Raw genomic sequence first — 11079 nt, forward strand, 5'->3', positions numbered from 1 at the left:
TACGAGATGCTCTCCTCTTGGAATGCGTTGCCCAGGAGAGTAACCGCCATCACACGAGAGTCAAGAGCCGTAATGGGAATTTCAGAGAGTGCGGGGGCGGCGGACGCCGCCGGGGTGGACCGGCTCCGCGCGGCCGTGCGCGACCAGTGGGAGACGCTGTCCGCCTCCGAGCGCGCCGTCGCCCAGTACGTGGTGAGCGCGCCGCCCGAGTCCCTGCTCTTCGCCAGCGCCCAGGAGCTCGGCACCGCCAGCGGCACGAGCAACGCCACGGTCGTGCGCGCCCTGCAACGCCTGGGATACGCCGGACTGCCCGCCCTGAAGCGGGAGTTGGCGTCCGACTTCACCTCGGCGGTCGCCCCCGAGGTCCGTCTCAAGCGGCGCATCGCGCATGTCGGCGGGGACCTCGGCGACATCTGGGGCGACGTCTTCGACGAGGCCGCCGAGCGCATCGAGCACGCCCGCAGGCTCACCCCGGACGACGCCCTGCGCACGGCGGTCGAGGCCCTGGCGGAAGCCACGGAGACCCACTGCTACGGAGTGGCGGCGTCCGAACTCGCCGCCCGCCACCTCGCCCTGGCACTCGGCCGCATCGGCCACCGCTCCCGCTACGTCGGCGACACCGGCTTCGCGCTCGCCGACGCGCTGCTCGGCATCCGCACGGGCGACGCGGTGGTGATCTTCCAGCCCGGCCGGGCGCTGCCCGAGCTGACGGTCCTGATCGAGCGGGCGCGCGCGGTCGGCGCGCGGGTCGTCCTGGTCACCGACGAACTCGCCGAGCTGTACGGCTCCCGGGTCGACGCCGTCCTCACCGCCCCGCACACCCCGACGGGCATCACCACCGAGGCGCTCACCGCCCTGGTGGTCGCGGACGCGCTGCTGCTCGCGCTGACCACGCTGGACGAGACACGGGCGGTCGACACCTCGCACCAGCTGACCGCCCTGCGCGAGCAGTTGCTGTCCCCGAAGCCGCGCAAGCAGTAGCCGGCCGCCGACGCGCGCACGAGCCGCCGGACGCGCCGCGGCACGAGTCGCTAGACGTGCTGCATGACCATCACGAACGTCGTGCCCGGCTCAAGGGCCTCGTAGGAGTGCGGCACGTCCCCGCGGTACGACATGAAGTCACCGGGGCCCAGCTCCACCGCCTCGCCCCGCGGGCCCGCGAGGAGGCGGCCGGTGCTGATGACCAGGTGTTCCATCGAGCCGGGGATGTGCGGGTCCGACTCGCGCGGGGCGCCGGGCTCCAGCGCCCCGTGGTAGATGTCGCGCCGCACCCCGGCCGGTCCCGCGGAGAGCAGGGTGCCCGCGTACGAGGAGTTCTCCGCGTGCATGGTCGGACCCTCGCCCGCCCGGATCACCGTCACCGCGGGCGCGGGCGACTCCACCAGGACGCTGAACGGCACCCCGAGCGCCACGGCCAGCGCCCAGATCGTCTCGATGCCGGGGTTGCCGGTGGCCGCCTCGAGCTGCGAGAGGGTGGACTTCGCGATCCCGGCGCGCTTGGCCAGCTCGGAGAGGGAGATCCCGGCCCTCGCGCGCTCGCGGCGCAGCGCCGCGGCGACCCATTCGCGGGGCATGCGGGACGGCGGGGCGCCACCGGGGCCGGTGCCGTTGGTCATCGCTTTCGCTCCTGATCGGACGCTTCGTTTCGCACATCGTTGGCCGTACGAAGCCATTTCGTTCGCTGCACAAGGCCATTCGTTCGCCTTGACGAACGCACCCCGCACTGCTCATCCTACGATGCATGCGTTCGCCACACCGAACAAACGATCCGCCGGGCCGAACGGGGTTCCGGCCGGGCGCCTCCCTCGTCCGCCTCTCCGACCTCCCGCCCGGCGTCCTGCGCGACATCGCCCTCGTCTGGCTCGCCGACGCCGTCGTCGGCGTCTCCTTCGGCGCGATCGCCGTCGCGGGCGGGCTTCCCCTCTGGGTGCCCGTCCTCATGTCGCTGCTCGTGTACGCGGGCTCCGCCCAGTTCAGCGCGGTCGCTCTGCTCACCGCGGGTGGCGGCCCCGTGGCCGCGGCGGCGACCGGACTGCTCCTCAACTCCCGTACCGCCGCGTTCAGCCTCGCCCTCGCCGACGACCTCGGCCGCTCGTGGGCGGCGCGGCTGATCGGCGCGCACCTCATCACCGACGAGACGGCCGCCTTCGTGCTCGCCCAGGACGAGGGCAGGGCGCGCAAGGCCGCGTTCTGGATATCCGGCATCGGCCTGTTCCTGGCGTGGAACGTCAGCGTCCTCGCGGGCGCCCTCGCCGGGACGGCGCTCGGCGACACCGACCGGTTCGGGCTGGACGCGGCGTTCCCCGCCGTCCTGCTCGCCCTGGTCCTGCCCGCGCTGCGCGCCGACGGCGCGGCACGGCGGGCGTCGGCCGCCGGCGCGGTCATCGCGGTCGCCGCCGCCCCGCTGCTGCCCGCCGGGGTGCCGGTGCTCCTCGCCCTGCTCGGCCTGCTCGCCGCCCGCCGCGGCCCCCGCCGCCCCCGATCCACCGCCCCCGGGAGCGCCTCGTGAACGCCACGCTCGCCTGTGTCCTCGTCCTCGCCGCGGGCACGTACGCCTTCCGCCTGGCCGGACCGGTGCTGCACGGGCGCGTGGCGCTGCCCGCCCGCGTCCAGGAGCTGCTGACCGTGGGGGCCACCGTGCTCCTCGTCGCCCTGCTCGCCACGGGCGCCCTGACCGAGGGCCAGGGCTTCCCGGGCTGGGCACGCCCCGCGGGCGTCCTCCTCGGCGGGATACTCGCCTGGCGCAAGGCGCCGTTCGTGGTGGTCGTCGTCGGCGCGGCGGCGGCGACGGCACTGCTGCGCCTGGCGGGAGTCCCCTAGCGCAGGCTCCCTCCGCCCACCGTCAGGCCTGCTCCCCCGCGGGCTCCACGTCGGCGGGCGGCCCGTCGGCGGGCCCCACTCCGTCGGACTCCGCCTCCGGGGGCGGGGCGTCCGGCAGCGGCGGGGCGCCGGGCACCGGCGGAGCACCGAAGCCCTCCCCGGCGTCCGCCGGGCCCACGCCGTCAACCCACACCTCACCCTCCAGCGTGCCGAGCCGCCGGCTGGCCCGCCCCAGCACGATCAGCATGGTGACGAGGGAGTTGGACCGCCCGCCCCCGATCCGTCGCGTGTAGCGCACGGCCTCCTCGTACGAGGCGTGCGCCAGCGTCAGCAGGTCCTGCGCCGCGTAGGCGTCGCCGAGGTCCCGCAGGACGGTGGCGTACCACCCGGGGTCGCTCTCGCCGTCCAGCAGATCCAGGACGGCGCGGTGAGCGGTCACCGCCTCGGAGTACGCCTCGTCGACCCCCAGGCTCCCCAGATCCTCGTACGCCAGGCCCAGGTTGTGCAGCGCGACCGCGCGCGGCTGGACCGCGCCGATCTTCGGGATCTCGACGCCGAGCCGCTTCAGGACGTCCCGCGCCTCGACGGTCTCGCGCTTGGCCACCAGGACGTTGGCCAGCGCCGCCATCGAGGTGGTGAGGGCGCTCGGGTTGCCCGCGCGCTCCTGGTACGCGACGGCCTGCCGGAAGAGCCCGACGGCTCTGCCGAGGTCACCGGTGCTGCGGTGGGTCTCGGCCTCGTCGTGGAGGATGACGCCGTAGACCCCCGGCGCGTCGTCGGGGTCGGTCAGCTCACGGGCCTCACGGAAGCAGGCGAGCGCCTGCTCGAACCGTGCAGGACGCGGCCGGTCGGTCTCCTCCGGCATGACGGGTCCTCCGTTCGTCGCCGAGGCCGAGTACGAACGTAGCGCCGCCGCATCCGCCTGAGTACCAGCGCGAACAAGTCAACGCGGGCGCACGCCCCACGGAATGCCCGCCGACACGCGCCCCGCACAAAAGAAGTGGGCTGTTCCGCCCCATCCGCCTAGGATCACCAGGACACGGGACCGGTGCGCGAAGTCGGCGTGCGGCCCCACCAGTTCGGAGAACCGGGGGGATTCTCACCATGATCGTCGCGCCCACGGCCCTGACCCTGGCCATGCTGGTCCTCTTCGCCCTGGCCCTGAAGGCCAGCGACACGGCACCGCACCCCCGCTCCGGGGACCCGGAACAGCCGGAGCCCACCGGCACGGGAGCCGCCGGCCGATGACCGCGGCACTCGTCCCACCCCCCGACGATCCCTCCCACGCCGACCCGGCGCCGGGACCCGACTTCATCACGCCGACGGGCAACCTCTTCGTACGCGCGCACATGGGCGTCCCGGACCTGCCCGCCGACACCTGGACCCTCACCATCGAGGGACTGGTCGAACACCCCCTGCGCCTCGACCTCGCCACGGTCCTCGCGCACCCCGCCGACCGGCTCACCGCCGTGCACGAGTGCTTCGGCAGCCCGCTGCGCCCCGACGTCCCCACCCGCGCGGTGGCGAACGTCGAGTGGACCGGCTTCCCCCTCGCCGCCCTCCTTGACCGCGCCGCACCGCTGCCCACGGCCCGGCACGTCGTCCTCGAAGGCGCCGACACGGGCTCCTTCGCGGACGAGGACGCCGTCTCGTACGTGAAGGACCTGCCCCTGCCCGTCGCCCGCCGCGACGTGTTCCTGGCCCACCGCATGAACGGCGAGCCCCTGCCGGCCCGCCACGGCCACCCCCTGCGGGCGGTGGTGCCCCGCATGTTCGGCACGAACTCCGTCAAGTGGCTGACCCGGATCGTCCTGACCGACGAGCGTCCCGAGCACATGTTCACCACCCGGTTCTACACCCGTGTGCTCCCGGGCCACGACACCCCGCAGCCGGTGCGCGAGGTCGACGTCAACAGCAGGCTGACCTCGCCCGAGCGGGACGCGAAGCTGCCCTACGGAACCATCACCGTCCGGGGCCGCGCCTGGAGCACCACGGAAGTCGTCCGCGTCGAACTCTCCGTCGACGACGGCCCCTGGGAGCCCGCCCGCCTCGACACCCTCGGCGCCGACCCCGCCTGGCAGGGCTTCTCCCTGCGGCGCTGGCTCACCCCCGGCCCCCACACGGTCCGCTCCCGGGCCACGGACGCCGCGGGCCGCGTGCAGCCGCCGCCGGGCTCCCGCAACTCGGTCCACGAAGTGGCGTTCACCGTCACGTAGCCGGTGGCCGGCCGCCGGTCCGCAACTCGGCCCAGACCGTCTTGCCGACCGCCCGCTCCGCCACGCCCCACCTCGCGGCCAAGGCTTCCACGAGCCGCAGCCCGTGCCCCGACTCCGCCTGGGGGTCCAGGGGCTTCGCCCTCGGCTCGGGCCCCCCACGCGCGTCCGCCACCTCGACACGGAGCGTGTCCGGCTCCCGCCGGATGAGCCGCAGCTCGAAGTCCCGCCCCGGCACCCGGCCGTGCGTCACGGCGTTCGCCGCCAGCTCGGCGACGATGTGCGCCGCCGCCTCGGACACGTCACCGCCGTGCGGAAACCCCCACGCCTCAAGCTGGCACACCGCCAGCCGCCGGGCCAGCCTGGCACCTCGCGGCGTCGCACTGAGCAACTGCCGGAAGACCGTCAACGTCGTGGGGTGGGGGGAGATTCGCTGGTTCATGTGACTGAGCGTGGTCGATCGGCTCTACGCTGACCAGGTACGGCGCCTCGACGCCGGGCCCGTGTATGAGTGTGCCCGTCCGGCTGTATGAGGTGTCTCCCGTGACTCACGCGAGGGCGGTACGGCATGGCCGGCAGCGACCACGAGGAACGGCCCGAGCGGCCTTCCCAGACGGACGGCACGGCGCATCTCTTCAGCGCCCTGGGCAAACAGATCAAGGTGCTCCGCGAACACGCCGGCATGAGCCAGCGCGAGCTGGGCAAGGCGGCGCACTGCGGGGAAGCGCTGATCTCGGCCATAGAGCGCGGGGTGCGCACGCCGCAGCCGGATTTCCTGACCCGGGTCGACGCCCTCCTGGACGCCCGGGGCGTACTGGCCGCTGCCGCGGACGACGTACGGGAGGCCCAGGCCAGGGCTCGGACGCGGCATCCGGAGTGGTATCGGAAGTACGCGAGTCTGGAGGGCGAGGCCGTCGAATTGCACGACTACAGCAACCAGGTTGTCCACGGGCTGCTGCAAACCGAAGACTACGCACGGACAATCTTCTCGCAGCGGCGGCCCTTCCTAGATGCCGAGACCATCGAGAAGCGGGTGTCCGACCGAATGGCTCGACAGCAGATCTTCGAGCGCTGGCCCTCGCCAATCTGCAGTTTCATCGTGGAGGAGGCAGCGTTGCAACGTCCGATCGGGGGCCACCTCGTGTATGAGGAACAACTCCGACAACTGCTGCGCGTGGGACGCCATCGCGCCGTCGAGTTGCAGGTCATGCCCACGGACCGGCAGGAACACCCGAACGTTGACGGCGTGTTCACGCTCCTCACGAGCAAGTCGCGGCAGCCGGTCGCGTACACCGAGGTGCAGGGCTACCCGCGACTCATCACCGACGTGGAGGAAGTCAGGCTCATCGCCGCTCGCTATGGCATTCTTCGCTCGCAGGCACTCAACGCCCAAGAGTCCTTGACCCTGATCGAGAAGATGCTGGGAGCAAGATGAACATCGAGCAGCTCAGTTGGTTCAAGTCCAGCTACAGCGGCGGCGAAGGCGGCTCCTGCCTCGAGGCCGCCTACACCTGGCGCAAGTCCAGCCACAGCGGCGGCGCCCGCGGCGAATGCCTCGAAGCCTCGTACCCCTGGACGAAGTCCAGCCACAGCAGCGGCGGAGGCGGCGAATGCGTGGAGCTGTCGATCCGCCCGCACGCCATCCACATCCGCGACAGCAAACGCACCGCCGGGCCCACCCTCACCGTCAGTCCCGCCCCCTGGACCCTCTTCCTCGCCCACGCGACGGCCTGACCCCTGGCTCACGCCGGGGTTGCACAGAAGTCCCGCCCACAAGCGCCCGCACCGGACGCTTCGGCGGGACTTTTCCGCACCCACGCCACGTCACGCAGAGCACGAGCCCTACCGCCACCAGAGCCGCACTCATGCCCGGCAGTGAGAAGCCGGTGGCCGTGCCGCTCGCCAGGAGCGCGCCGAAGAGAGCGACGGGCGAGAAGGCGATGCTCGGCCTGGCGCCCGACGCGTAGGCGGTGCCGCCGCCCGCTCACTCCGCCTTGTCCGGTGGGCAGGAGCTGCCGTCCGGCGGCATCTCGCCGTACAGGAGGAAGCCGTCGACCTTGTCGCGTACGCACTCGGAGCCCAGGTAACCGGTGTGCCCGTCGCCCTTGTTGTCCAGGACGATCGCCTTGGGGCCGAGCCGCTCGGCGGTCTCCTCGGTCCAGCGGTAGGGCGTCGCGGGGTCGCCGCGCGTGCCGACGAGCAGCAGCTCGGGGGAGCTGATGTCCCGTACGGACTCGCGGATGTAGTCGGTGCCGGGAGGGCGGCCGAAGCAGAGCAGGACCGGCATCAGCATCGACTTGCCGAAGACCGGTGACGCCTTCTCGAACTCCTTCTTCAGCCGGCCGACCTCCTTCTCTATCCGCGCGGCGTTCGGCCTGTCGGGGTCGTCGGCGCAGTTCACGGCCATCAGGGCGGCCGTCATGTTGTCCATGGGCACCGTGTCGCGCGCGGCCGTACCGCCACCGCGCACCGCTCCGCCGAGCCCGCCGCTCATCCGCAGCAGCGCCCGGGGGTCGCCGTCCGCGAGCAGCGCGCCGAGGGCCTGGGAGAGGGCGGGCCATGCCTGCCTGCTGTACAGGGCCTGGCTCAGCACGCCGACGACGTCCTGTCCGGTGAACTGCCCGCCGTCCAGGGCCTGGAGCGGCATCTCGTCCAGGTCCTCGATGACCTGCCGCATGTCCTGGCGCGCGGCGCGCGCGTCGGTGCCGAAGACGCAGCCGGGGTTCCCCGTGCACCAGGCGAGGAAGTTGTCGAGGGCGGTCTGGCGGCCCTCCGCCGTGGCGAGGGACTGCTCGGCGACCGGCTCGGTCAGCGTGTCCACGCCGTCGAGCACCATGCGGCCGACCTTGTCGGGGAACTGGGCGGCGTAGACGGCGCCGAGCCGTGTCCCGTACGAGAAGCCGAGGTAGTTGAGCTTCTTGTCGCCGAGGGCGTGCCGCATGACGTCGAGGTCGCGCGAGACGTTGACCGTGCCCATGTGCGGCAGCACGGGCCCCGACTTCTTCGCGCACTCGGCGGCGGCCTCGCGCAGCTCCTTGAGCACGGCCGCGGGGTCGTCGGTGCCGTCCGCGGGCCCGCCCTCCAGGACCTCGGCGCCCGTCTCGGCGTCGCCGCAGGTCACGGGGTCGCTCTCGCCCACGCCCCGCGGGTCGAAGGAGACGACGTCGTACTCCTTGCTGAGGAAGGAGAACTCCTTCTGCGACCCGGCGAGCGCGGAGACCCCCGGCCCGCCGGGGCCGCCGAAGTTCAGCAGCAGGGAGCCCCTGGGCTTCCCCGCCGCACTGGACTTCATACGGATCATCGCGACGTCGACGGTCCCGGCCGCGGGGTCGGCGTAGTCGATGGGCACCTTGACGTCACCGCACCGGATGTCCTTGACGTCGCCGGTGGCGTCCGCCATGGCTTGGGTGTCGCCCTCACAGGCGGCCCACTTGATCTTCTGCGTGTAGAACCGCGACAGGTCCGGCCTTCCGTCCCCGCCCGCGGCGGCCGAGGCCGGCCACGGAGCGCCCGCTCCCACCACGGCCAGTACGGTGACGCCGGCGAGTGCACAAGCTCCGCGCACGGCAACCTCCCTGGGTGTGCCCCTCACTCACCCTAAGCGCCCACCAGGAACCTCGCCCGCTCGACGGTGACGGTACGCGACGCCGGTCACCTTCCGTGCGGTCGGCGGCGGTCTCAGCCGGGGACCCGGGCCGCCCAGCGACGCCCCTCCATCAGCGACCCGAGCCCCGCCCAGGCGAAGTTCATGAGCGTGGCCGCGGCCTCCCGCGCCGAGACCGACGGGTCCGTGTTGGCCCACCCCGCCAGGGACTCCGCCGCGCCCACGAGGGCCTGCGCGAGCCCCGCCACCTCGCGGGCCGGCAGCGAGGGGTCCCCGTGGGCCTCCCGCGCCGCCTCGACGATCAGCGCCGTCACGTAGGCGAGGACTTCCTCCCGCATCGCGGCGACCTCGGCGGCGAACGGCTCCCCCTGGGTGCGCGCCTGGCTGTGCAGCACCGCCCAGCCGTCGGGCCGCTCGGCGGTGTGCGTGAAGAACGCCCGCAGCCCCGACCAGAGCCGGCGGTCGGCGCTCTCCCCCGCGGCGGCGTCCACCCCGTCCCGCACGGCGTCGACGAGCGCGGCGGCCTCCCGCCGGATGCAGGCGGTGAAGAGGTCGTCCTTGGAGTGCAGATACAGGTACACCAGCGGCTTCGACACCCCGGCCAGCTCCGCGATCTCGTCCATGGACGCGGCCCTGAACCCCCGCTGCCCGAACGTCCGCACCGCCGCGTCCAGCATCTGCTGCTCGCGCACGGCCCGCGGCATCCGCTTCTGCCGCTGCTTCTCGCCCACAGGCCCCGCCTCTTCCCACGCCGTCCGTCCAGGATCAGCGTACGGTCACGGAGCCCGCCTCTCGATCACCCTCGGCAATGCTTTGGCCAGAACTGGCCCCCGGCGGGCCTCACGACGAAGCCCCGCCCCGGAAGCCTCGGTGAGCTTCCGGAGCGGGGCCGACGGACGCCGACGGACCGGGAAGGCGTTACACGCCCGCGGGCACCGGGCGCGAAGCCTGCGCGTCACGCGGCTCCGGCTCCGGCGTCGGCTCGTCGAAGTCGTCCAGCGGCGAAGCCGACGCGTGCTCGTACGCCTCGCGGTCGAGGATCTTCTCCCGGGCGGCGACGATCACGGGCACCAGCGCCTGGCCGGCCACGTTCGTGGCGGTGCGCATCATGTCGAGGACCGGGTCGATGGCGAGCAGCAGGCCGACGCCCTCCATGGGCAGGCCCAGCGTGGACAGGGTCAGCGTCAGCATGACCGTGGCGCCGGTCAGACCGGCCGTGGCGGCGGAGCCGACGACCGACACGAAGGCGATGAGCAGGTACTCCTTGATGCCCAGGTTCACGTCGAAGATCTGCGCGACGAAGATCGCGGCGATCGACGGGTAGATCGCGGCGCAGCCGTCCATCTTGGTCGTGGCGCCGAAGGGCACGGCGAAGGAGGTGTACTCCTTCGGGACGCCGAGGCGCTCGGTGACCTTCTGGGTGACCGGCATCGTGCCGACCGAGGAGCGCGAGACGAACGCGAGCTGGATCGCGGGCCAGGCGCCCTTGAAGAACTGGAGCGGGTTGACCTTGGCGACGGTGGCGAGCAGCAGCGGGTAGACGCCGAACATCACCAGGGCGCAGCCGATGTAGATGTCCGCGGTGAACGTCGCGTACTTGCTGATGAGGTTCCAGCCGTAGTCCGCGATGGCGAAGCCGATGAGGCCGACGGTGCCGATCGGGGAGAGCTTGATGACCCACCACAGGGCCTTCTGGAGGAGGGCGAGGACGGACTCGCTCAGCTCCAGGATCGGCTGCGCCTTGTCGCCGATCTTCAGTACGGCGATACCGGCGACGGCGGCCATGAAGACGATCTGGAGGACGTTCAGCTCGGTGAAGGGCGTGATGACGTCCGTCGGGATGATCCCGGTGAGGAAGTCGATCCAGGAGCCCGCGTGGTCGGGGGCCTTGCCGTCCTTCGGGGTGAGGCCGGTGCCGGAGCCGGGGTTGGTGAGCAGGCCGATCGCGAGGCCGATGGCGACCGCGATGAGCGACGTGATCATGAACCACAGCAGGGTGCGGGTGGCCAGGCGCGCCGCGTTGTTGACCTTCCGCAGGTTGGTGATCGACACCAGGATCGCGAAGAAGACGAGCGGGGCGACCGCGAGCTTCAGCAGGCCGATGAAGGTGTCGCCGACCTTGGAGAGGGTGGTGACGAGCCAGGAGATGTCCTGGCTGCGGGCGAGCCAGCCGAGCAGGACACCGAGGACGAGACCGCCGAGGATCTGCGCCCAGAAGGGAACCTTGAGGAACTTGGGTATCCGGAAGCCGGGGCTGGGCTTCTCGGGGCCGCTCGCCTGGTCGGCGGGCGTCGCGGAATTCGCGGACACGGACACACTCCGGTGAGGTAAGTCAGGGGGTGGGGGACGTACGGGAGCGGCGACCGCGAAGGGTCAGCGGCGTCGCTGCAGCGGGTCACGTTCAGACGTGACAGGCCGCGGACATGCAGCGGCAGAGGTCGA

13 protein-coding genes are annotated in these 11079 nt (G+C 72.4%); 7 read left to right on the top strand and 6 right to left on the bottom strand.

The window, feature by feature from the left end; all coding sequences use genetic code 11:
• Positions 1-72: 72 nt before the first annotated feature.
• A complete protein-coding gene (locus AB0I16_RS06090) occupies positions 73-981 on the top strand; it encodes a MurR/RpiR family transcriptional regulator (protein ID WP_363248087.1) in 909 nt (302 codons plus the stop codon).
• A gap of 50 nt (positions 982-1031) precedes the next feature.
• On the opposite strand, the gene AB0I16_RS06095 is transcribed toward AB0I16_RS06090, so the two are convergent.
• A complete protein-coding gene (locus AB0I16_RS06095; protein ID WP_363248088.1) occupies positions 1032-1616 on the bottom strand; it encodes a helix-turn-helix domain-containing protein in 585 nt (194 codons plus the stop codon).
• Positions 1617-1741: 125 nt separating this feature from the next.
• Here AB0I16_RS06095 and AB0I16_RS06100 point away from each other — a divergent pair, with 125 nt between their 5' ends.
• Positions 1742-2509, top strand: coding sequence for an AzlC family ABC transporter permease (locus AB0I16_RS06100; protein ID WP_363248089.1), 768 nt, complete (start codon positions 1742-1744; stop codon positions 2507-2509).
• Positions 2506-2820: an AzlD domain-containing protein gene (locus AB0I16_RS06105; protein WP_363248090.1), complete on the top strand. Its 315-nt coding sequence runs from the start codon at positions 2506-2508 to the stop codon at positions 2818-2820. Before AB0I16_RS06100 ends, AB0I16_RS06105 begins: the two co-directional genes overlap by 4 nt.
• A gap of 22 nt (positions 2821-2842) precedes the next feature.
• Here AB0I16_RS06105 and AB0I16_RS06110 read toward each other — a convergent pair whose 3' ends face one another.
• The gene (locus AB0I16_RS06110; RefSeq protein WP_363248091.1) at positions 2843-3685 is read right to left on the bottom strand and encodes a tetratricopeptide repeat protein; all 843 of its coding nucleotides are present in this window, start codon (positions 3683-3685) and stop codon (positions 2843-2845) included.
• A 239-nt stretch (positions 3686-3924) separates the two neighbouring features.
• On the opposite strand from AB0I16_RS06110, the gene AB0I16_RS06115 reads away from it, so the two are divergent.
• Positions 3925-4068, top strand: coding sequence for a hypothetical protein (locus tag AB0I16_RS06115; protein ID WP_363248092.1), 144 nt, complete (start codon positions 3925-3927; stop codon positions 4066-4068).
• On the top strand, positions 4065-5036 hold the full coding sequence (locus AB0I16_RS06120; protein WP_363248093.1) for a molybdopterin-dependent oxidoreductase: 972 nt from the start codon (positions 4065-4067) through the stop codon (positions 5034-5036). The genes AB0I16_RS06115 and AB0I16_RS06120 overlap by 4 nt, the downstream gene beginning before the upstream one ends.
• On the opposite strand, the gene AB0I16_RS06125 is transcribed toward AB0I16_RS06120, so the two are convergent.
• Positions 5029-5475 (bottom strand): ATP-binding protein, encoded by a 447-nt coding sequence (locus tag AB0I16_RS06125; protein ID WP_363248094.1) that lies wholly within the window; start codon positions 5473-5475, stop codon positions 5029-5031. The two genes, AB0I16_RS06120 and AB0I16_RS06125, sit on opposite strands and share 8 nt — an antisense overlap.
• A gap of 126 nt (positions 5476-5601) precedes the next feature.
• Here AB0I16_RS06125 and AB0I16_RS06130 point away from each other — a divergent pair, with 126 nt between their 5' ends.
• Complete coding sequence (locus AB0I16_RS06130; protein ID WP_363248095.1) at positions 5602-6468, top strand: helix-turn-helix transcriptional regulator; 867 nt, start codon at positions 5602-5604, stop codon at positions 6466-6468.
• The gene (locus AB0I16_RS06135; RefSeq protein ID WP_363248096.1) at positions 6465-6767 is read left to right on the top strand and encodes a DUF397 domain-containing protein; all 303 of its coding nucleotides are present in this window, start codon (positions 6465-6467) and stop codon (positions 6765-6767) included. Before AB0I16_RS06130 ends, AB0I16_RS06135 begins: the two co-directional genes overlap by 4 nt.
• A gap of 250 nt (positions 6768-7017) precedes the next feature.
• Here AB0I16_RS06135 and AB0I16_RS06140 read toward each other — a convergent pair whose 3' ends face one another.
• The 3 genes from AB0I16_RS06140 to AB0I16_RS06150 form a co-directional block, all read right to left on the bottom strand.
• On the bottom strand, positions 7018-8598 hold the full coding sequence (locus tag AB0I16_RS06140; RefSeq protein ID WP_363248097.1) for an alpha/beta hydrolase: 1581 nt from the start codon (positions 8596-8598) through the stop codon (positions 7018-7020).
• A 113-nt stretch (positions 8599-8711) separates the two neighbouring features.
• On the bottom strand, positions 8712-9341 hold the full coding sequence (locus AB0I16_RS06145; protein ID WP_363248133.1) for a TetR/AcrR family transcriptional regulator: 630 nt from the start codon (positions 9339-9341) through the stop codon (positions 8712-8714).
• Positions 9342-9555: 214 nt separating this feature from the next.
• Positions 9556-10947 carry a dicarboxylate/amino acid:cation symporter gene (locus AB0I16_RS06150; RefSeq protein WP_363248098.1) on the bottom strand — a complete coding sequence of 464 codons (1392 nt, stop codon included), beginning with the start codon at positions 10945-10947 and terminating at the stop codon, positions 9556-9558.
• Positions 10948-11079 lie beyond the last annotated feature (132 nt).

The sequence above is a fragment of the Streptomyces sp. NPDC050703 genome, from assembly GCF_040654435.1.
Taxonomy (GTDB): domain Bacteria; phylum Actinomycetota; class Actinomycetes; order Streptomycetales; family Streptomycetaceae; genus Streptomyces.

What these genes read in the sequence shown, in the direction of transcription:
- AB0I16_RS06100 (WP_363248089.1), top strand. Translation starts at nt 1,742, where the DNA reads ATGCGTTCGCCACACCGAACAAACGATCCGCCGGGCCGAACGGGGTTC.
- AB0I16_RS06115 (WP_363248092.1), top strand. Translation starts at nt 3,925, where the DNA reads ATGATCGTCGCGCCCACGGCCCTGACCCTGGCCATGCTGGTCCTCTTC.
- AB0I16_RS06095 (WP_363248088.1), bottom strand. Translation starts at nt 1,616, where the DNA reads ATGACCAACGGCACCGGCCCCGGTGGCGCCCCGCCGTCCCGCATGCCC.
- AB0I16_RS06110 (WP_363248091.1), bottom strand. Translation starts at nt 3,685, where the DNA reads ATGCCGGAGGAGACCGACCGGCCGCGTCCTGCACGGTTCGAGCAGGCG.
- AB0I16_RS06125 (WP_363248094.1), bottom strand. Translation starts at nt 5,475, where the DNA reads ATGAACCAGCGAATCTCCCCCCACCCCACGACGTTGACGGTCTTCCGG.
- AB0I16_RS06145 (WP_363248133.1), bottom strand. Translation starts at nt 9,341, where the DNA reads ATGCCGCGGGCCGTGCGCGAGCAGCAGATGCTGGACGCGGCGGTGCGG.
- AB0I16_RS06130 (WP_363248095.1), top strand. Translation starts at nt 5,602, where the DNA reads ATGGCCGGCAGCGACCACGAGGAACGGCCCGAGCGGCCTTCCCAGACG.
- AB0I16_RS06090 (WP_363248087.1), top strand. Translation starts at nt 73, where the DNA reads ATGGGAATTTCAGAGAGTGCGGGGGCGGCGGACGCCGCCGGGGTGGAC.
- AB0I16_RS06135 (WP_363248096.1), top strand. Translation starts at nt 6,465, where the DNA reads ATGAACATCGAGCAGCTCAGTTGGTTCAAGTCCAGCTACAGCGGCGGC.
- AB0I16_RS06120 (WP_363248093.1), top strand. Translation starts at nt 4,065, where the DNA reads ATGACCGCGGCACTCGTCCCACCCCCCGACGATCCCTCCCACGCCGAC.